22 protein-coding genes are annotated in these 19,931 nt (G+C 66.5%); 20 read left to right on the plus strand and 2 right to left on the minus strand.

Annotated features, from left to right (window positions below):
• Positions 1-77 precede the first annotated feature (77 nt).
• The 8 genes from G474_RS0107825 to G474_RS21985 all read left to right on the plus strand — a co-directional run bounded on the left by G474_RS0107825 (position 78) and on the right by G474_RS21985 (position 5,804).
• On the plus strand, positions 78-1,580 hold the full coding sequence (locus G474_RS0107825) for a cobyric acid synthase (RefSeq protein ID WP_026686486.1): 1,503 nt from the start codon (positions 78-80) through the stop codon (positions 1,578-1,580).
• A gap of 61 nt (positions 1,581-1,641) precedes the next feature.
• Positions 1,642-2,388 carry a BPSS1780 family membrane protein gene (locus G474_RS0107830; RefSeq protein ID WP_026686487.1) on the plus strand — a complete coding sequence of 249 codons (747 nt, stop codon included), beginning with the start codon at positions 1,642-1,644 and terminating at the stop codon, positions 2,386-2,388.
• Between the two features lie 41 nt (positions 2,389-2,429).
• The gene (locus G474_RS0107835; RefSeq protein WP_026686488.1) at positions 2,430-3,215 is read left to right on the plus strand and encodes a BPSS1780 family membrane protein; all 786 of its coding nucleotides are present in this window, start codon (positions 2,430-2,432) and stop codon (positions 3,213-3,215) included.
• Positions 3,208-3,876, plus strand: a complete 669-nt coding sequence (gene nadD / locus G474_RS0107840) for a nicotinate-nucleotide adenylyltransferase (RefSeq protein ID WP_026686489.1) — start codon at positions 3,208-3,210, stop codon at positions 3,874-3,876. Before G474_RS0107835 ends, nadD begins: the two co-directional genes overlap by 8 nt.
• The gene (rsfS, locus tag G474_RS0107845; RefSeq protein ID WP_026686490.1) at positions 3,876-4,244 is read left to right on the plus strand and encodes a ribosome silencing factor; all 369 of its coding nucleotides are present in this window, start codon (positions 3,876-3,878) and stop codon (positions 4,242-4,244) included. The genes nadD and rsfS overlap by 1 nt, the downstream gene beginning before the upstream one ends.
• Positions 4,241-4,708, plus strand: coding sequence for a 23S rRNA (pseudouridine(1915)-N(3))-methyltransferase RlmH (rlmH, locus tag G474_RS0107850; protein WP_026686491.1), 468 nt, complete (start codon positions 4,241-4,243; stop codon positions 4,706-4,708). The genes rsfS and rlmH overlap by 4 nt, the downstream gene beginning before the upstream one ends.
• Before the next feature lie 6 nt (positions 4,709-4,714).
• Entirely contained in the window at positions 4,715-5,341 is a 627-nt protein-coding gene (locus tag G474_RS0107855) for a Maf family protein (protein ID WP_026686492.1), read from the plus strand.
• Positions 5,342-5,363: 22 nt separating this feature from the next.
• Positions 5,364-5,804: a CZB domain-containing protein gene (locus G474_RS21985; RefSeq protein ID WP_051282074.1), complete on the plus strand. Its 441-nt coding sequence runs from the start codon at positions 5,364-5,366 to the stop codon at positions 5,802-5,804.
• Between the two features lie 28 nt (positions 5,805-5,832).
• On the opposite strand, the gene trhP is transcribed toward G474_RS21985, so the two are convergent.
• Positions 5,833-7,161 carry a prephenate-dependent tRNA uridine(34) hydroxylase TrhP gene (trhP, locus tag G474_RS0107865; protein ID WP_026686493.1) on the minus strand — a complete coding sequence of 443 codons (1,329 nt, stop codon included), beginning with the start codon at positions 7,159-7,161 and terminating at the stop codon, positions 5,833-5,835.
• 38 nt (positions 7,162-7,199) lie between these two features.
• Here trhP and rng point away from each other — a divergent pair, with 38 nt between their 5' ends.
• The 11 genes from rng to G474_RS0107920 all read left to right on the plus strand — a co-directional run bounded on the left by rng (position 7,200) and on the right by G474_RS0107920 (position 18,102).
• On the plus strand, positions 7,200-8,669 hold the full coding sequence (rng, locus tag G474_RS0107870) for a ribonuclease G (RefSeq protein ID WP_026686494.1): 1,470 nt from the start codon (positions 7,200-7,202) through the stop codon (positions 8,667-8,669).
• 55 nt (positions 8,670-8,724) lie between these two features.
• Positions 8,725-11,178 (plus strand): Lon protease family protein, encoded by a 2,454-nt coding sequence (locus G474_RS20060; RefSeq protein WP_043463663.1) that lies wholly within the window; start codon positions 8,725-8,727, stop codon positions 11,176-11,178.
• A 63-nt stretch (positions 11,179-11,241) separates the two neighbouring features.
• The gene (locus G474_RS0107880; protein ID WP_026686495.1) at positions 11,242-12,129 is read left to right on the plus strand and encodes a dienelactone hydrolase family protein; all 888 of its coding nucleotides are present in this window, start codon (positions 11,242-11,244) and stop codon (positions 12,127-12,129) included.
• Between the two features lie 140 nt (positions 12,130-12,269).
• Complete coding sequence (gene recA / locus G474_RS0107885) at positions 12,270-13,295, plus strand: recombinase RecA (protein ID WP_026686496.1); 1,026 nt, start codon at positions 12,270-12,272, stop codon at positions 13,293-13,295.
• The gene (gene recX, locus G474_RS0107890) at positions 13,288-13,734 is read left to right on the plus strand and encodes a recombination regulator RecX (RefSeq protein ID WP_026686497.1); all 447 of its coding nucleotides are present in this window, start codon (positions 13,288-13,290) and stop codon (positions 13,732-13,734) included. Before recA ends, recX begins: the two co-directional genes overlap by 8 nt.
• Entirely contained in the window at positions 13,727-14,461 is a 735-nt protein-coding gene (gene lptB, locus G474_RS0107895; RefSeq protein ID WP_051282076.1) for an LPS export ABC transporter ATP-binding protein, read from the plus strand. The genes recX and lptB overlap by 8 nt, the downstream gene beginning before the upstream one ends.
• 35 nt (positions 14,462-14,496) lie before the next feature.
• Complete coding sequence (locus tag G474_RS0107900) at positions 14,497-15,942, plus strand: RNA polymerase factor sigma-54 (protein WP_026686499.1); 1,446 nt, start codon at positions 14,497-14,499, stop codon at positions 15,940-15,942.
• Positions 15,943-15,956: 14 nt separating this feature from the next.
• A complete protein-coding gene (gene hpf, locus G474_RS0107905; RefSeq protein ID WP_026686500.1) occupies positions 15,957-16,280 on the plus strand; it encodes a ribosome hibernation-promoting factor, HPF/YfiA family in 324 nt (107 codons plus the stop codon).
• Between the two features lie 51 nt (positions 16,281-16,331).
• Positions 16,332-16,778 (plus strand): PTS IIA-like nitrogen regulatory protein PtsN, encoded by a 447-nt coding sequence (gene ptsN, locus G474_RS0107910; protein WP_026686501.1) that lies wholly within the window; start codon positions 16,332-16,334, stop codon positions 16,776-16,778.
• 12 nt (positions 16,779-16,790) lie between these two features.
• Entirely contained in the window at positions 16,791-17,729 is a 939-nt protein-coding gene (hprK, locus tag G474_RS0107915; protein ID WP_026686502.1) for an HPr(Ser) kinase/phosphatase, read from the plus strand.
• 46 nt (positions 17,730-17,775) lie between these two features.
• Complete coding sequence (locus tag G474_RS0107920) at positions 17,776-18,102, plus strand: PsiF family protein (protein WP_051282078.1); 327 nt, start codon at positions 17,776-17,778, stop codon at positions 18,100-18,102.
• 29 nt (positions 18,103-18,131) lie between these two features.
• On the opposite strand, the gene G474_RS0107925 is transcribed toward G474_RS0107920, so the two are convergent.
• Complete coding sequence (locus G474_RS0107925) at positions 18,132-19,052, minus strand: LysR family transcriptional regulator (protein ID WP_026686504.1); 921 nt, start codon at positions 19,050-19,052, stop codon at positions 18,132-18,134.
• 98 nt (positions 19,053-19,150) lie between these two features.
• On the opposite strand from G474_RS0107925, the gene G474_RS0107930 reads away from it, so the two are divergent.
• Entirely contained in the window at positions 19,151-19,930 is a 780-nt protein-coding gene (locus G474_RS0107930; RefSeq protein WP_051282080.1) for a sulfite exporter TauE/SafE family protein, read from the plus strand.
• Position 19,931: the final 1 nt, after the last annotated feature.

Consider the following 19,931-nt stretch of genomic DNA (forward strand, 5'->3'; position numbering starts at 1 on the left):
AAAGAGGCGGGATTTTATAACCAATGCCCTAATTTCTTTGCGTGTTTTTTGCCTCCCAGCAGAGGCCTATCGATGCGATGAACCAGCAATCCCTCATGGTCCAGGGCTGTACCTCCGATGCCGGGAAATCCACCCTGGTGGCGGCCCTGTGCCGCATCCTCAAGCGGCGCGGCATCCGGGTGGCGCCCTTCAAGCCCCAGAACATGGCCCTCAATTCCGCCGTCACCGAAGACGGCGGCGAGATTGGCCGGGCCCAGGCCCTCCAGGCCCTGGCCGCCGGGCTGGCGCCCCATACGGATTTCAACCCGGTGCTGTTGAAGCCCACCACCGACCGGAAGGCCCAGGTGATCATCCAGGGCCAGGTGGCCGCCGACCTGAACGCCAGGGATTACCAGGCCTACAAGCCCCGGGCCATGGAGGCGGTGCTGGATTCCTGGGGGCGGCTGACCCAAGCCTACGAGATGGTGCTGGTGGAAGGGGCGGGCAGCCCGGCGGAAATCAACCTGCGCGCCCGGGACATCGCCAACATGGGCTTTGCCGAGGCGGTGGACTGCCCGGTGATCCTGGTGGCCGACATCGACCGGGGCGGGGTGTTCGCCCATCTGGTGGGCACCCTGGAGCTGCTCTCCCCCTCCGAGCAGGACCGGGTGGTGGGCTTCGTCATCAACCGTTTCCGGGGCGACATTTCCCTGCTCACCTCCGGCCTGGAGTGGCTGGAACAGCGCACCGGCAAGCCGGTGCTGGGGGTGCTGCCCTACCTGCACGGCCTGTTCCTGGATGCCGAGGACGCCATCGCCACGGACCAGGCGGACAAGGCGGGGGCGCGCCTGAAGGTGATCGCCCCGGCCTATCCGCGCACCTCCAACCACAACGACCTGGACCCTTTGCGCCTGCATCCGGAAGTGGACTTCCAGTGGATAGGGCCGAACCAGGCGCCGCCCCCCGCCGACCTGGTGGTGCTGCCCGGCTCCAAGGCGGTGCGGGCCGACCTGGACTGGCTGCGCCAGCAGGGCTGGGAGAGCTACCTGCAACGGCACCTGCGCTACGGCGGCAAGGTGATCGGCCTGTGCGGCGGTTACCAGATGCTGGGCCAGCAGTTGCACGATCCCCTGGGCCTGGAAGGCCGGCCGGGCAGCACCCCGGGCCTGGGCTGGCTGGCGGTGGAAACCACCCTGGAGGCGGAAAAGCAGCTCAGGAACGTGAGCGGCCACCTGGCCCTGCCCGGGGCCGCACCCATGACGGGCTACGAAATCCACCTGGGGGTGAGCCGGGGCGAAGGGCTGGCCCGGCCCGTGGTGCACCTGGCCGGGGAACGGCCGGAAGGGGCCTGCTCTGCCGACGGGCGGGTGCTGGGCAGCTACTGCCATGGGCTCTTCGACCATCCGGAAGCCCTGGCGGCCCTGCTTGGCTGGGCCGGCCTGGAGGGGGCCGCCCGGGTGGATTTCGCCGCCCGCCGGGAAGCGGACCTGGAGCGGCTTGCTGATGCCGTGCAGCAGGCCCTGGACTGGCCGCGTCTGGCGGCGGCCCTGCCCGGAGCCCCGGGCTGGCCGGCCCTGGCGGCGGAGCCGCGGGAGGTTTAGGGCATGGGCCTGGCGAAGCCGCTTCCCGCTGAGCTGGCGTACCCCGCGGGAGGCCGCGCCCATGCCTGATTTTCCCCTGCCGCCCCCGGCCTTCAGCGGGCGCAGCCAGAGGGTGGTCCCGGGGGCGCCCTTCGACTGGCTGCGCCAGGGCTGGACCACCTTCGCGGTGGCGCCGGGCCCCTGGCTGGGGCTGGCGCTGCTGTTCCTGCTGCTGGAGCTGCTGCCCCTCCTGGTGTTCGGGTTTGCCTGGGGCCTGCCCCTGAGTCTGGCCGTCTTCCCCCTGCTGGCCGCCGGGCTGCTGGCGGGCTGCCGGCGCGCCAGCGAAACCGGCCGGCCGGCCTTCGCAGACCTGGGCGCCGGCTTGCGGGCCGGGCGCCAGGGGCTGTTGCAACTGGGGGGGCTGCATCTGGCGCTGCAACTCCCCTTGCATCTGCTGGTATTCTTCCTGCTCCGGCGGGGTCCGGGGCCGGGCCTGGGGGAGGCCGATCCCCTGACGCCCCTGCTGGGCTGGAGCGTGGCCCTGGGGCTGGCCTACAGCCTGCTGCCCCTGATCAGCCTGGTGCTGACCTCCCTGTTCTCCCTGGCCCTGCCCCTGGTGCTGTTTCACCGCATGGCGTCGCTCCAGGCCCTGGCCGCGGCGGGGGTGGCAGGGTTGAAGAACTGGCTGCCCTGCCTGGTGCTGGGCCTGCTCCTGTCGATCATGGCCTTTCTGGCCACCTTGTTCCTGGGCCTGGGATTCCTGGTCCTGATTCCCGTCTGGGCCGGCGCCATGTACGCCGCCTACCGGGACATTTTCGTGAGTACCTAGATGTCCGCTGCCGTTTCGTCTCGTCATTCCCGGGGGCTGCCATGCAGGCCCTGAAGCTGCCGGCTGCCCGGGGCTGGCAATGGCTGGTCCTGGGCTATGCCCTGTTCCGCCGCCAGCCGGCCCTGATCGGGCTGATGGCCATGTCTTACTGGATGGTGCTCCTGGTCCTCAATGCCCTGCCCCTGATCGGCCCCATCGCCGCGATCCTGCTCACCCCGGGGCTGTCCGCCGGGGTGATGAGCGCCTGCCGCCACCTGGACCGGGGCCTGCCGGTGACCATGAGCCTGTTCCTGCAGCCCCTGAAGGAAAATCCCCGCACCCAGGTGGGGCTGGGCGCCTTCTACCTGTGCTACACCGTGCTGGCCATGGCCCTGACCAACCTTGTCGATGGGGGCGGCCTGTGGCAGGCCTTCGTCAGCGGCACCCCCCTGGACCGGCAGGCCCTGGAGGAGGGGCGCCTGTTCCAGGCCATCATGGCCCTGGCCCTGTTCATGCTGCCGGCCATCGTCGTCTATTGGTACGCCCCGGTCCTGGTGGCCTGGCACCGCCTGTCCCTGGTCAAGGCCCTGTTCTTCAGCCTGGTGGCCTGCCTGCGCAACTGGCCGGCCTTCCTGGTCTACGGCCTGGGGTTGCTGGGGGTCGGCATCCTGCTGCCGGGCCTGGTGGTGGGGCTGCTGGGGACGCTGTTTCCCGGCGCGGCCAGCTTCTTCACTTCCCTGGTCACCCTGCCCCTGCTGATGGTGCTGGCGCCCACCATGTTCGCCAGTTTCTACGTCAGCTACCGGGAAGTGTTCGTGATGCCCGAACACATCTCCGAACATGCCTGAACCCGGGCCCCTGGGCCTGTTCGGGGGCACCTTCGACCCGGTGCACCTGGGGCACCTGCGTCTGGCCGAGGAAGCCCGGGAAGCCCTGGGCCTGGCTTCGGTGCGCTGGATTCCCGCCGGCCAGCCGCCGCACCGGGGCGCGCCCCGGCTTTCGGGGGCCCACCGGCTGGCCATGGTGCGCCTGGCCGTGGCCGGCAATCCCGCTTTCCAGGTGGATGGGGCCGAGGTGGAATCCACCGGGCCCAGCTATACGGTGACCACCCTGGAACGCCTGCGCCAGGAGCTGGGGCCCGAGCAGCCCCTGGTGCTGCTCCTGGGCGCCGATGCCTTTGCCGGCCTGCCCGGCTGGCACCGCTGGCAGGCGCTCCTCGGGCTGGCCCATCTGGTGGTGCTGCATCGGCCCGGCTACCCCCTTGCGAGCGAAGTCCTGGCGCCGGAACTGGGGCAGCTGCTGGCGGCGCGCCAGGCCGGGGACCCGGCCCGGCTGGCGGGGGCGCCGGCCGGCGCCATCCTGGCCCTGCCCATGACCCAGTTGGACATTTCCGCCACTCATATCCGCCAGCTCCTGGCCGCCGGGCGCAGCGCCCGTTATTTGCTGCCGCCAGCGGTTCTCGACTATATTGACCAACACCAACTTTACAGAAACAAATCAAATCCCTAATGGAACTGCGTAAATTACAGAAAGTCGTCGTGGAAGCCCTGGAAGACATCAAGGGCAAGGACATCGAAGTCATCAACACCACCAAACTCACCTCCCTGTTCGACCGCATCGTCATTGCCTGCGGCGATTCCAACCGCCAGGTCAAGGCCCTGGCCCGCAACGTCCAGGACAAGGTGCGTGAGGCCGGCGGCGAAGTCATCTCCGTGGAAGGGGAGGAAGCTGGCGAATGGGTGCTGGTGGATCTGGGCGACATCGTGGTGCATGTGATGCAGCCCGCCGTGCGCAGCTACTACAACCTGGAAGAGCTGTGGCAGACCACGCCCACCCGGCGCCAGAAGGCCCTGGAAGGCGAACAGAACGCCGCATGAAGCTCTCCATCGTGGCCGTGGGCCACAAACAGCCGGACTGGGTGCTGACCGGGTGCCAGGAATACCTGAAGCGCATGCCCCGGGAACTGCCCACCGGCGTCATTGAAGTCAAACCCGAACCCCGGGGCTCCAAGACCCGGGAGCAACTGCAGGCGGCCGAGAAGGGGCGCATCCTCCAGGCCGCCGGCGACAGCGTCCGGCTGGTGGCCCTGGATGAAAAGGGCAGCGATCTGAGCACCAAGAAGCTGGCCGAACGGCTGGAAGCCTGGATGCAGGATGGCCGTGACACGGTGCTGCTGATCGGCGGAGCCGATGGCCTGGATGCCGAACTGAAGCAGCGGGCCGACGAGATGATCCGTCTATCCAGCCTCACCCTGCCCCACGGCATGGCCCGGCTGCTCCTGTGCGAGCAGCTGTACCGGGCCGTGAGCCTCCTGAAGAACCATCCCTACCATCGTGAATAAACCGGCATGAACCTGACCTCCGGCTTCCAGCGCATCTACCTGGCCTCCCGCAGCCCCCGGCGGCGGGAGCTGCTGACCCAGATCGGCGTCCATTTCGACACCCTGATCTTCCGCACCGGCAACCGGGCCGATCCGGAAACCGACGAAACACCCCTGCCCGGTGAGGCCGCCGAGGCTTACGTGCTGCGTCTGGCCCGGGCCAAGGCCGAGCACGGCCAGCGCCTGATCGGCTGGCGCAAGCTCATGACCCAGCCGGTGCTGGCCGCCGACACCACCCTGGAAGTGGATGGCCAGATCATCGGCAAACCCGCGGACCCGGTGGATGCGGCCGCCATCCTGAAGCGCCTGTCCGGGCGCAGCCACCGGGTGCTGACCGGGGTGGCCGTGGATTTCGAAGGCAGGGTGGAAACCGCCCTGAGCATTTCCGCAGTGCGCTTCCGGGAACTCAGCGAGGCCGAGATTCGTCTCTACGTGGCCAGCGGCGAGCCCATGGACAAGGCCGGCGCCTACGGCATCCAGGGTCGGGCCGGTCTGTTCATCGAGCACATCGCTGGCAGCTACAGCGGCATCATGGGGTTGCCCCTATGCGAAACAGGCAACCTGCTCAAGGCCTTCGGTTACCCTTTTAACTGACTCTTCTGCGAGGACGAGCCCCATGGGCATGCTGGACTGGTTCAAACAGATTGCGGGCGGCCGGGAAGCCGCTCTTCCCGATGAAGAAGGCAGCGCCGAGCTGGCCGGGCTGGATTTCAAGACAGCCATCGATGCCCACATGAAATGGAAGGTCCGGCTCGAAGCCGTGATCGACGGGCGCAGCGAGGAAACGCTGGAAGTGGCGGTGGTGAGCTGTGACAACCGCTGCACCCTGGGCCAGTGGCTGGAAGGCGCCGGCCACGACACCTTCGGCGCCGATGCCGTGTTCGGCGAGCTGGTGGAACGGCACCGGGATTTCCACCGGGAAGCCGGCGCGGTCCTGGAACTGGCCCAGGCCGGCAACCGGGAAGCCGCGCTCAAGCTGTTGCGGGGCGACTATTACCGCAACTCGGAGCGGGTCAAGGTGCTCCTGGCCCGCCTGTACGCGGAGCATCAAACCTGAGGCTGCCTGCGGCCAGGCGGGGAGTGACTCAGAACAGCCGCGCCAGGTAAGCCCCTTCCGCCTCGGCCGGCAGGGGCAGCCAGACCCGGTGGCCGCTGCCGGGGGCGGCTTCCACGGGCTGGCCTGCGGCGTTTTCCATCCGCTCTACCTGCACGAAGCGGTTGCCGGCGGGGTGCACGATTTCCAGCCGGTCGCCGGTTTCGAAGCGGTTCTTCACGGTCACTTCCATCAGTCCCCGTTCCGGGTCGAAGCGGCAGGCGTCGCCCACGTACTGGCTGCGGCTGGATTCGGAATAGCCCTTCAGGTAGTTCTGGTATTCGGCATCGTGGTGGCGCTGGTAGAAGCCGTCCGTGTAGCCCCGGTTGGCCAGGCTTTCCAGTTCGGTGAGCAGGGCCGGGTTGAAGGGGCGGCCGGCGATGGCGTCGTCCATGGCGGCCCGGTAGCTCTGGCAGGTGCGGGCCACGTAGTAGGCGCTCTTGGTGCGGCCCTCGATCTTGAGGGAGTCGATGCCCATTTCCACCAGCTTGTGCACGTGCTCGATGGCGCGCAGGTCGCGGGAATTCATGATGTAGGTGCCGTGCTCGTCTTCCTCGATGGGCATCAGCTCCCCGGGCCGGTGCTTTTCTTCCAGTAGCCAGACCTTCTGTTCCGGCTTGGGTTTGAACAGTCCGGTGACGGCGTTTTCGGAAGGGGCAACCGTGGGCCGGGCCACGCCGGCCGCGTCTTCCTGGGCCTCGCTCACCTTGTAGTCCCAGCGGCAGGAGTTGGTGCAGCTGCCCTGGTTGGGGTCCCGGTGGTTGAAGTAGCCGGAGAGCAGGCAGCGGCCGGAATAGGCGATGCAGAGCGCCCCATGCACGAACACTTCCAGCTCCATGTCCGGGCATTGCTGGCGGATTTCCGCCACCTCGTCCAGGGAAAGTTCCCGGGACAGGATCACCCGGGACAGGCCCAGTTTCTTCCAGAATTTCACCGCTGCCCAGTTCACCGTGTTGGCCTGCACCGAGAGGTGGATGGGCATTTCCGGCCAGGCTTCGCGCACCATGTCGATCAGGCCCGGGTCGGCCATGATCAGGGCGTCGGGCTGCAGGGCCACCACATCGGCCATGTCCTTCAGGTAGGTGTGCAGCTTGGCGTTGTGGGGAAAGATGTTGCTCACCACGTAGAACTGCTTGCCGGCGGCGTGGGCCTCCTGGATGCCCAGGGCCAGGTTCTCCATGTGGCCGAATTCGTTGTTGCGCACCCTGAGGGAGTAGCGGGGCTGGCCGGCGTAGACCGCATCGGCGCCGAAGGCGAAGGCGGTGCGCATCATGCTCAGGGAGCCGGCGGGGGCAAGGAGTTCAGGGCTGCGGGAGGGCATCGGTTAGAATCTTGAAAAAACGCGCATTTTACCTACCCATGTCCGAAGATATCCTGATCAATTTCACGCCCCAGGAAACCCGGGTGGCCGTCCTGGCCCAGGGGGTTGTCCAGGAGCTGCACATCGAACGCACCACCAGCCGGGGGCTGGTGGGTAACGTGTATCTGGGCAAGGTGAGCCGCATCCTGCCCGGCATGCAGTCCGCCTTCATCGACGTGGGGCTGGAACGCACGGCCTTCCTGCATGTGGCCGACATCTGGCAGCCCCGGGACCCCAATGCCGAGCACGGGCGGGAGGTGCACAAGCCCATCGAGAAGATCCTCTCGGAGGGCCAGAGCCTCCTGGTGCAGGTGATCAAGGACCCGATCGGCACCAAGGGGGCGCGCCTGTCCACCCAGATTTCCCTGGCCGGGCGGATGCTCGTGTATCTGCCCCAGGAAAAGCATATCGGCATTTCCCAGCGCATCGAGGACGAGGCGGAGCGGGAGTCCCTGCGGGCCCGGCTCACGGCCCTGGTGCCCGAGGACGAGCCGGGGGGCTTCATCGTGCGCACCATGGCGGAAAACGCCACGGACGCGGAGCTGGTCAATGACATCGCCTACCTGCGGAAGCTGTGGCGGGACATCCGCGACAAGGCCCGGGTCTCCGGCGCCCCCAGCCCCCTCTACCACGAGCTGCATCTGGCCCAGCGGGTGCTCCGGGATTTCGTCAATCCCGAGACCAGCCGCATCATCATCGACTCCCGGGAGAACTTCCAGCGCCTGCATGCTTTTGCCAGCGAGTACACGCCGGCGGTGACGCCGCTCCTGGACCACTACATCGGCCAGCGCCCCCTGTTCGACCTGCACGGGGTGGAGGCGGAGATCGAGAAGGCCCTGGCCCGGCGGGTGGAGCTGAAATCCGGCGGCTACCTGATCATCGACCAGACCGAGGCCATGACCACCATAGACGTGAATACCGGCGGCTTCGTGGGCGTGCGCAACTTCGACGACACCATCTTCAAGACCAACCTGGAAGCGGCTCAGACCATCGCCCGGCAGCTGCGCCTGCGGAACCTGGGCGGCATCATCATCGTGGACTTCATCGACATGGAGAATCCCGAGCATCGCCAGGCGGTCCTGTCCGAGTTCAACAAGGCCCTGGCCCGGGATCACACCCGCCTGACGGTGAATGGCTTCACCGCCCTGGGCCTGGTGGAAATGACCCGGAAGCGCACCCGGGAATCCCTGGCCCACGTGCTGTGCGAACCTTGCCCCACCTGCGGCGGCCGGGGCGAGGTCAAGACCTCCCGCACCGTGGCCTACGAAATCCTCCGGGAACTGCTGCGCGAGGCGCGTCAGTTCGACGCCCGGGAATACCGGGTCCTGGCCAGCCCCCAGGTCATCGACCTGTTCCTGGACGAGGAATCCCAGTCCCTGGCCATGCTCTCCGACTTCATCGGCAAATCCATCTCGCTCCAGGCCGAGGCCAGCTACGCCCAGGAGCAGTACGACATCGTGCTGATGTGAGCCTTCCGGCTCCCGGCAGCTCCTGCACCCTAGCCTGACACCTTAGCCCTGATCCATGTCCACATCTTCTTTTCCCCCCGCCCTGGCTCCCGAGCAATTGCGCCGTTGCTGCGATCCTGCCCGCCTGGGTTTTGCCAGTACCGCCGAACTGGAGCCGCTGCCCGAAGGCCTGGGCCAGGAGCGGGCCGAGGAGGCCCTGCATTTCGGCCTGGGCATGGCCCATCCCGGCTATCACGTGTTTGTCCTGGGGGAGCCGGGCACCAGCCGCCACACCACCGTATTCCGGCTGCTCCAGGACATGGCGGCCCGGGGGCGGACGCCGCCGGACCTCTGCTATCTGCACAATTTCGAAGATCCCCGCACGCCGCGCCTGCTGCGTCTGCCGGCGGGCCGGGGCGCCCGGCTGCGGGCCGACCTGCAGCAGCTGGTGCGGGAACTGACCCCGGCCATCGACGCGGCCCTGGATGCGGACAGCCACGTGGACCGGGTGGAGGCCCTGCAGGACAACCACAAGAAGCGGGAAGAGGAGGCCATCGCCGCCTTGGGCAAGGCGGCCGAGGCTGAAGGCCTGGGGCTCTTGAACACGGCGGAAGGTTTCGTGTTCGCCCCAATGCGCGAGGGGCAGCCCATGAGCCCCGAAGATTTCGAGGCCCTCTCGGAAGCGGAGCACCAGGCCGTGGAGGCCAGTGTCGAGACCTGGACCCTGAAGCTCGCCGACCTGCTGGCGGATTTTCCCGGCTGGCGCCAGGAGCTGCAGGAAGCCATCGCCCGGGCCGAGCGCCAGGCCCTGCGCCCGGTGCTGGCCCACCTGACCCGGGGTCTGCGCCGCCATTACGCCGATCTGGCCGAGGTGCTGGCCTTCATCGACGCCATCCGCGACGACGTGATCGACTGCGTCGCCCAGGGCAAGCTGGGGGAGGAGGAGGGGGCCGAGGAAGCGGAGCCGGAAGGGCCCAAGGTGGGGTTCCAGCGCTACCAGGTCAATCTGCTGGTGGATCACAGCGAGACCCGGGGTGCCCCCGTGGTCTGCGAGGACAATCCCGGCTTCGGCAACCTGATCGGCAGCATCGAGCATCTGCCCCTGCCGGGCGGGCAATCCACCCATTTCAGCATGATCCGTCCCGGGGCCTTGCACCGGGCCAGCGGCGGTTACCTGGTCCTGGATGCGGGCCGCCTGCTCACCCAGCCCTTCGCCTGGGACGGCCTGAAGCGGGCCCTGCGCAGCGGCCGCATCGCCATCGAGCCGCCCGCCGAGGCCCAGGGCTGGAGCAGCCAGGCCACCCTGCGCCCGGAACCCGCGCCCTGTCAGGTGAAAGTGGTGCTGGTGGGGGAACGGGAGCTGTACTACCTGCTCATGGAAAACGATCCGGATTTCTCCGAGCTGTTCAAGGTGGCCGCCGATTTCGAGGACGAACTGCTGCGCACCCCGGAAAACGAGGCCAGTTTTGCCCGCCTGCTGGCCAGCCTGGTGCGGGGCGCCGGCCTGCTGCCCTTCGACGGGGCGGCCACGGCCCTGCTGATCGAGGAGGCGGCCCGGCATGCGGAACACGCGGAACGCCTGTCCCTGCACACCCGCTATCTGGGGGACTTGATGCGCGAGGCCGAATACCAGGCCCGCCGCGCCGATCCCGATGTGAGCCAGGTGGGCAGTGCCGCCATCCGCGCAGCCCTGGCAGCCCGGGCCCGGCGGGCCGACCGTTATCCGCGCCACGTGCTGGAATCCACCCTGGAAGGCAGCACCCTGATCTCCACGGACGGGGAACGGGCCGGCCAGGCCAATGCCCTGGTGGTGGTGGAGCTGGCCGGGGAGCGCTACGGCCATCCGGTGCGGGTCACCGCCACGGCCCGGGTGGGGGACGGGGACGTGGTGGATATCGAGCGGGAGACGGAGCTGGGGGGCGCCATCCACTCCAAGGGGGTGCTGATCATCACCGCCTTCCTGGCGGCCCGCTACGCCCGGCACCAGCCCCTATCCCTGGCCGCCAGCCTGGTGTTCGAGCAGTCCTATGGTCAGGTGGAGGGGGATTCCGCCTCCCTGGCCGAACTCTGCGCCCTGCTCTCGGCTCTGGCCCAGGCGCCGATTCGCCAGAGCCTGGCCCTCACCGGCTCGGTGAACCAGTTCGGCGAGGTGCAGGTGATCGGCGGCGTCAACGAGAAGATCGAAGGCTTTTACGACCTGTGCAAGGCCCGGGGCCTGACGGGTGACCAGGGGGTGCTGATCCCCGCCGCCAGCGTGCCCCACCTGATGCTGCGCCCCGACGTGGTGGAAGCCGCCGCAGCCGGGCGTTTCCACGTCTGGCCCGTGGCCACGGTGGACGAGGCCATGGAGCTTCTCACCGGCCTGCCTGCCGGCGAGCCCGACGCCCGGGGCCACCTGCCCCGGGGCAGCCTCAATGAACGGGTGGCCCAGGCCCTGGCGGAAATGACGGCGGCCCTGCATCCGCTCCATCCGGAGGAGCGCCCCGCCTGGCGCAAGTCGGTACGCCACAACCGCTTCAGCGGCAGCTGAAGCATCGGCAGGGGGCGCCCCTTGGGGCTATCATCGGTTTTTCCCGCCCAGCAGGAGACAAGCATGCGCGACGAATTCGACAGCCTGGTTCCCGGCCGCCCCCTGGAGCGTCCCTTCAGCCGCCGGGATTTCATTGCCACCAGCGCCGGGGCGGGCTTCGCCCTGGCCACCCAGCCCATCATGGCCCAGACCGCCATTCATACCGAGGCGGCCGGTCTGCAGGCCGGGCGGCTGCGGCTGCCCTCGGCCCTGGGCGAGGTGGAGGCCTACCAGGCCCGGCCGGAAGGCGCTGCGGCCGCCCTGCCTGTGGTGCTGGTGGTGTCGGAAATCTTCGGGGTACATGAGTACATCGCCGACATCTGCCGCCGCCTGGCCCGGCAGGGGTACCTGGCCATTGCCCCGGAGCTCTTTGCCCGTCTGGGCGACCCGCGCCAGCTCGACAGCGTGCCCGAGATCCTCGAGCGGATCACCGCCCGGACCCCCGACGCCCAGGTGCTGTCGGACCTGGATGCCTGCCTGGACTGGGCCGTGCAGCACGGCGGCGACCCGGGCCGGCTGGGCATCACCGGCTTCTGCTACGGCGGCCGCATCACCTGGCTGTATGCGGCCCACCGGGGCGGCCTGAAGGCCGCCGTGGCCTGGTATGGCCGCCTGGAAGGGGCTGTCACGGCGAATACGCCCCGCCATCCCCTCGATGTGGTGGAGGCGCTGCAGGCGCCGGTCCTGGGCCTGTACGGCGGGGTGGATACGGGCATCCCGGTGGAATCGGTGGACAGGATGGAAGCCGCCCTGGGGGCCGCCCAGGCTCTGGCGGCCCGGACTTCCAGGATCGTGCTGTACGATCAGGCGCCCCACGCCTTCCACGCGGACTACCGGCCCAGCTACCGCAAGGAAGAGGCGGAAGACGGCTGGCAGCGCATGCTGGAGTGGTTCCGCCAGCACGGTCTGTAGGACGCATCCGGCTCCCTGGTTGCCGGGGACCGGGGCTTTTGCATATACTGTATGCGCGTACAGTGTTTTGCTATCAGCAAAATTTATTCCATCCCTGGGGCTTGTGCCATAATCCCCGCTAAACATTCAAGGTAATTCCCATGGACGACAACAAAGCCAAAGCTCTGGCCGCTGCCCTGGCCCAGATCGAGAAACAGTTCGGCAAGGGCTCCATCATGAAGATGGGCGAGGCCGAGATCGACGAGGCCATCCAGGTGGTGTCCACCGGCTCCCTGGGGCTGGATCTGGCCCTGGGCGTCGGCGGTCTGCCCCGGGGCCGGGTGGTGGAAATCTACGGTCCCGAATCCTCGGGCAAGACCACCCTCTGCCTGCAGGTGGTGGCCGAGATGCAGAAGCTGGGCGGTACCGCCGCCTTCATCGACGCGGAACACGCCCTCGATCCCCAATATGCCCAGAAGCTGGGCGTCAATGTGGGTGAGCTGCTGATCTCCCAGCCCGACACCGGCGAACAGGCCCTGGAAATCGCCGACATGCTGGTGCGCTCCGGTTCCGTGGATGTGATCGTCATCGACTCCGTCGCCGCCCTGACCCCCAAGGCGGAAATCGAAGGCGAGATGGGCGATTCCATGATGGGCCTGCATGCCCGCCTGATGAGCCAGGCCCTGCGCAAACTCACCGCCAACATCAAGAAGACCAACACCCTGGTGATCTTCATCAACCAGATCCGCATGAAGATCGGGGTGATGTTCGGCAATCCGGAAACCACCACCGGCGGCAACGCCCTCAAGTTCTACGCCTCCGTGCGCCTGGACATCCGCCGCATCGGCGCCATCAAGAAGGGCGACGAGGTGATCGGTAACGAAACCAAGGTGAAGGTGGTGAAGAACAAGGTTTCCCCCCCGTTCCGGGAAACCATCTTCGACATCCTCTATGGGGAAGGCATTTCCCGGGAGGGCGAGATCATCGAAATGGGCGTGAACCACAAGATCATCGACAAGTCCGGTGCCTGGTACGCCTACAAGGGCGACAAGATCGGTCAGGGCAAGGACAACGTGCGGGAATTCCTCAAGGCCCATCCGGACCTGGCCCAGGAAATCGAGACCCGCATCCGTGAACAGGTGAATCCGGGCAAGGCTGCCGCCGCGCCAGCCGCCGCCGATGCCTGAGAGCCTGCGGGCCAGGGCCCTGGGGCTGCTGGCCCGACGGGAATACAGTCGGCTCGAATTGCAGCGCAAGCTGGCGCCCCTGGCCGAATCAGCCGAGGAATTGCAGGCCCTGCTCGATGAACTGGTGGGCCGGCGGCAACTTTCAGATGTGCGCTACGCTGAAAATCGGGTTAGCATCCGCGGCCGCCGTTACGGTAACGGCCGCCTGGCCCAGGAATTGCGGCAGGCGGGTGTCCAGGACGAGGCCATTGCCGCCGCCCTGGCGGGCAGCGAGAATGAAACCAGCCGCTGCCAGGCCGTCTGGCAAAAGAAATTCGGCGCCTTGCCCCAGTCTGCTGAAGACCGGGCCAGGCAACAACGTTTCCTGCAATACCGGGGTTTTTCCGGGGACGCCATCCGGCGGGTCTTGCAGGGCTTGGATGAAGATGGCTATGAGTGAACCACGCGCCCGGTTGAGCGCCCACAATCTCAAGAAACGTTACAAGGCCAGGACCGTGGTGGCCGACGTGTCGTTCCAGGTCGAAAGCGGCGAGGTCGTGGGCCTGCTGGGCCCCAACGGCGCCGGCAAGACCACCTGTTTCTACATGATCGTGGGGCTGGTGGCTTCCGATGGAGGCGATATCTTCATCGACGACACCAAGCTCACCCACCTGCCCATCCACCAGCGGGCCCGGCTGGGACTCTCCTATCTGCCCCAGGAAGCCTCGGTGTTCCGCAAGCTCAACGTGGCCGAGAACATCCAGGCGGTGCTGGAGCTGCAGAACCTGTCGGCCGCCGAAATCGACGCCCGCCTGGAAAACCTGCTCGAGGAACTGCACATCACCCACATCCGCCACACCCGGGCGGCAGCCCTGTCCGGCGGTGAGCGGCGGCGGGTGGAGATTGCCCGGGCCCTGGCCACCAACCCCCGCTTCATCCTGCTCGACGAGCCCTTCGCCGGGGTGGACCCCATTGCCGTGCTGGACATCCAGAAGATCATCCGCTTCCTCAAGGAGCGGGGCATAGGGGTGCTGATCACCGATCACAATGTGCGGGAAACCCTGGGGATCTGCGATCATGCCTGGATCATCAACGAGGGGCAGGTGCTGGCCTCTGGCCCCCCGAGCGAGATCGTCTATAATGAAGACGTAAGAAAAGTTTATCTGGGCGAGCATTTCCGCCTTTGACTGCGGTTTTGTAAAGCCAGAATCCCTCATCCCCCATGAAGCCATCCCTCCAGCTCAAGCTTTCCCAGCAACTGGCGCTCACGCCCCAGTTGCAGCAGGCCATAAAGCTTTTGCAACTTTCGACCCTGGAAATGAACCAGGAGATCGAACGTTATTTGCTGGAAAATCCCCTTTTGGAGCGGGAAGACGAGCCGGAGCGGGAAACTTCATACAGTTCCGGCTCCGGCAGCGAGCCGGGGCGGGAACAGGCTGATGCGCCCCGGGAGGAAGCTCCGGAAGAGCGCACCGAGCTCAGCAATGCCGAGGTGGAAGAGGACCGCTGGGCCCAGGATAGCGGCAGTTACGGCAATCCTGGCCGGGAGCGGGACGATGACGAGTCCGATGCCCAGGATCTCCAGGCCGCCACCACTTCCCTGCGCGACCATCTGGGCTGGCAACTGGGCCTGAGTCAGTTTTCCGACCGGGATCGGGCCCTGATCCGTTTCCTGATCGAGGGGCTGGACGATGACGGCTACCTGTCCGCCAGCCTGGAAGAACTGCTGGAGACCATTCCTCCCGAATACGAGGTGGAGCTGGATGATCTGGAAGTGGCCCTGCGCCAGCTCCAGAGTCTGGACCCCACCGGGGTGGGGGGGCGTTCTCCCCAGGAATGCCTGGCCCTGCAGCTCAAGGCCATGGATCGGGATGCCACCCGGGACCTGGCGCTGGTGGTGGTGGAGCAGCATCTGGACCTGCTGGCTGCCCGGGACTTCAACCGGATCAAGAAGAGCACCGGCTGCAGTGACGAGGAGCTGAAGGCGGCCCATGCCCTGATCGTCAGTCTCGATCCTCGTCCCGGTTCCCGCTTTGCCGCCCTGGACACCCGTTACATCGTGCCGGACGTGATCGTGAAGAAGGTGCGCGGCCGCTGGACCGCCCACATCAATCCGGACGCCTATCCCAAGCTGCGCATCAACCGCCTGTACGCGGAAATCCTGTCCAAGCAGCGCCGGGGCGAGGGGGGCATGTCTTCCCAGCTGCAGGAGGCCCGCTGGCTGATCAAGAACGTGCAGCAGCGTTTCGACACCATCGCCCGGGTGTCCCAGGCCATCGTCGAACGGCAGCGCCAGTTCTTCGAGCATGGTGAAGTGGCCATGCGTCCCCTGGTGCTGCGCGAGATTGCCGACATCATCGGCCTGCATGAATCCACGGTTTCCCGGGTGACCAGCCAGAAATTCATGGCCACCCCCCGGGGCATTTTCGAACTGAAGTACTTCTTCGGCAGCCATGTTTCCACCGATACCGGTGGGGCCTGTTCTGCCACGGCTATCCGGGCCCTGATCAAGCAGTTGATCAGCGCTGAAGATGGCAAGAAGCCCTTGTCGGATAGTCAAATATCCGAAATACTAGGCCAGCAGGGAATCGTTGTGGCCCGGCGCACCGTGGCGAAATACCGCGAAGCGCTCAACATCCCGCCGGTCAATTTACGCAAGACCCTGTAAGAGAGGAGAAAAAAATGAATCTGCAGATCAGCGGTCATCATATCGAAGTCACCCCGGCCCTCCGCGAATACGTGGAAAGCAAGCTGGAACCCGTCATCAGCCACTTTGACCGCGTCACGGGCGTCAATGTCATCCTGTCCGTGGAAAAGCTGAAGCAGAAGGCCGAAGTCACCGTGCACGTCCCCGGCAAGGACATCTTCGTTGAAAGTGCCGAAGACGACCTCTACGCTGCCATCGACGTCCTGTTCGACAAGCTGGACCGTCAGGTTCAGAAGTTCAAGCAGAAGGTCCAGGATCATCACCGCGGCGACAAGGTCGCCAACCATCTCGCGGACTGATGCCAGGGCCGCAGCCTCCGGGCTGCGGCCCCGTCACATCCCGACACCATCATGAATCTGATCGCCCAACTCCTGCCGGAGTCCCACGTCCTTCTGGGGCTTGAGGCCGGCAGCAAAAAGCGGGTTTTCGAACAGGCCGGACAGCTCTTCGAAACCTCCTGCGGCATCTCCCAGACCCTGGTCTTCGATAGCCTGTTTGCCCGGGAAAAGCTGGGCTCCACCGGCCTGGGGCAGGGGATTGCCATTCCCCATGGCCGCATCAAGGGACTGAAGCAGGCCACGGGTGCCTTCATCCGCCTGGCTGAAGCCATTGCCTTCGATGCCCCGGACGGCCGTCCCGTGGCCCAGCTGTTCGTGTTGCTGGTGCCGGAACAGGCCACCGAAGAACACCTGCAGATCCTTTCCGAACTGGCGACCCGGTTTGCCGACCGGCAGTTCCGGGAAAAACTCGCCACCGCGCCGGACGCTGCCACCGTGCGCCAGCTGTTCTCCGCCTGACCCCCCCTTTCCATGCAGGAAATCAGCCTCGTCCAGCTGTTCGAGGATCACCGGGACAAACTGGAGTTGTCCTGGGAGTTGGCCGTGGGGGCCAATCGCCGCATCGGCCTGAAGGAGTCGGGCAACTACGGTGCCGACGTGGTCGGGCACATGAACCTGATCCACCCGGAGCGCCTGCAGGTCATCGGCCCGGCCGAGATTGCCTGGCTCAACCGGGTTTCCCCCACCCAGTTCGCCAACCAGGTGGGCGCCCTGATTGCCGCCCAGCCCCCGGCCCTGATCGTGGCCGACGGACTGCCCGTTCCGGAACCCCTGCGGGATATCTGCCATACCACCCAGACCCCCCTGCTGACCTCGGTGAAACCCTGCGCCGCAGTGATCGACCTGCTGCGCATCTATCTCTCCCGGCGTCTGGCGGATACCACCTCGGTGCACGGGGTGTTCATGGATGTGCTGGGCATGGGGGTCCTGATCACCGGTGATTCCGGGGTGGGCAAATCCGAACTGGCCCTGGAGCTGATCTCCCGGGGTCATGGCCTGGTGGCCGACGATGTGGTGGAGCTGGCCCGGATTGCGCCCACCACCCTGGAAGGCCGCTGCCCCGGCATGCTTCAGGACTATCTGGAAGTGCGCGGCCTGGGGCTCCTCAACATCCGCACCATCTTTGGCGAGACGGCCTCCCGGCGCAAGATGAAGCTGAAGCTCATCGTGTACCTGCAAAAGCCCGTCACCGGTGTGGACGCCCCGCGTCTGCCCCTGGATGCCCAGACCCAGGACATTCTGGGGGTGCCCATCCGCAAGGTGGTCATTCCCGTGGCGGCGGGCCGCAACTTGGCGGTGCTGCTGGAGGCTGCCGTGCGCAACACCATCCTGCAATTGCGCGGTATCGACAGCATGCAGGAGTTCATTTCCCGACAGCAGAAAGCACTGGTGCTGGACGAGGATCTTTAGGACAATGGCAACCCCGTTGTCTTTTTCTTTTTGGAAGGAGATGTCCATGAACCACCTGATCTGTGCCCTGATCCTCACCCTTTCCCTGGGCTGCGGCGCCGCCCTGGCCGCCGACGAGGCGCCCAAGAAGGAGTCCAGCCCGGCCCAGAAGGCCCAGCAGGAAAAAATGAAGAACTGCAACAAGGAAGCCGGCGAGAAAGACCTCAAGGGCGACGAGCGCAAGGCCTTCATGAAGGAGTGTCTGTCTGCCAAGGCAGCGGCACCCCAGGCCAACCAGCGGGACAAGATGAAGACCTGCAACAAGGAGGCCGGCGACAAGGGGCTCAAGGGCGACGAGCGCAAGGCGTTCATGAGCGACTGCCTGAAGAACTGAGCGGCTTTTGCGGTTCCACCCATCCCGGCTCAGGCCGGGATTTTTTTTGCCTCGATCAGCTCGCCATTCCCGAGTCGCTCCTGCAGGAAGGCCACGAAGGCCTTCAGCCGGGCGGCCAGATGCAGGCGCTGGGGATAGACGGCATAGATGTCGGCGGGAATTCCCGCCCATTCCGGCAGCACCTGTTCCAGCTGGCCGGAAGCCAGGTAGGGGGCGATGTCCCATTCCGAGCGCAGCAGGATCCCGTGGTGGTCCAGGGCCCAGTCCACGGCGATTTCCCCGTGGTTGGCACTCAGCGGTCCCCGGACCTTGATGTTTTCCTGCTGCTCGCCGTTTACCAGGGTCCAGGTGTTGTAGGCCGTGTCATTCTCCCGGATCACGATGCAGGCGTGCTGCTGCAGTTCCCGGGGCGTCCGGGGGCGGCCCCGCTGCTCCAGGTAGGTCGGGGTGGCGCACAGGACCCGCCGGTTGCGGGCGATGGGCCGGGCCAGGATGCGGGCATCGGGGGGTTCGCCGAAGCGGATGCCCAGGTCCAGACCGTGGGCGACCAGGTTCAAAGGCCGGTCCGAGAGGTGCAGCTGGATTTCCATTTCCGGATAACGGCGGACGAAATCCGAAATGGCGGGACCCAGGAGCCGTCGGCCAAAGCCGAAGGAGGCATTCACCCGCAGCAGTCCCCGGGGCACGTCGCGGCTGGCACCCAGGGAATGCTCCAGGCTCTCGATGTCGCGCAGGATGCGCTTCCCCTCCTCCAGATAGCGCTCCCCTTCCGGGGTGAGGCTGAGGCGCCGGGTGGTCCGGTTCATCAGCCTGGCGCCCAGCCGGGTTTCCAGCTGCGCCAGACGGCGGCTCACGGCGGGCGGGCTCAGGCCAAGTTCCTGGGCCGCGGCGGCCAGGCTGGGATGGCGGGCAAGCAGGGCGAAGAAGTCCAGGTCGGAGGCTCGGTCCATTGTGAAATCAAACGTACGAATCAATTGATCCTGGCGCCATTGTATTGCCTGATGCGCTGAATATCATGGTCCTCTTTTGCATGGCATGGAGGCCGGGGATGCCGGATTTGTCCTGGTGCTTGTGGGGCGGAATGCTGGTTCTGGGGGGATTTCTGGGCTTGCTCGGGGGCCTGTTCGGGATCGGCGGCGGCATTCTTGCCATTCCTGTCCTGGCCCTGGCCTTCGGCCTGGAGCAGCAACAGGCCCAGGGCACGGCCCTGGTGATGATGGTGCCCAATCTGTTGATTGCCTTCTGGCGTTACCAGCAGCGCCACCCGGTGTCACTGGCCCTGGCGCTGCAGCTGGGGGGGCTGGCGGCGGCCACCACCTGGGCCACGGCCCAGGTGGCCAACCGGCTGGATTCCTTCACCCTGCGTCTGCTGTTCGGCCTGTTCATGCTCTGGCTGGCCCTGGGGCTGTTCCGGCGCTTGTTGCGGCCAGCAGCGGCGGCAGCGGAGTCACGGACCCTGCCCGCCCGCTACCTGCCCCTGGTGGGGGTGATAGGCGGCACTTCCTCGGGCTTGCTGGGCATAGGCGGCGGGCTGGTGGCCAATCCCTTCTTCACCCGCTGGTTCGGCCAGCCCCAGACCAGGGCCCAGAGCCTCTCCCTGGCCCTGGTGCTGCCTGCCTCCCTGGTGGCCCTGCTGGTTTATGCCCGTGCCGGACAGGTGAGCTGGGGGTTGGGCGGAGTGCTGGCCCTGGGCGGCCTGCTGACGGTGTCCAGCGGCGTGGCCCTGGCCCACCGCTGGCCGGAGCGGCGCCTGCGGGCCGCCTTTGCCTGCCTGATGCTGGGTACTGCCCTGTGGATGATGCTCGGGGCCCTGGTGGGAAAACTGTAAA

Origin of the sequence: Azovibrio restrictus DSM 23866 (assembly GCF_000429665.1) — a bacterium.
Lineage (GTDB): Bacteria > Pseudomonadota > Gammaproteobacteria > Burkholderiales > Rhodocyclaceae > Azovibrio > Azovibrio restrictus.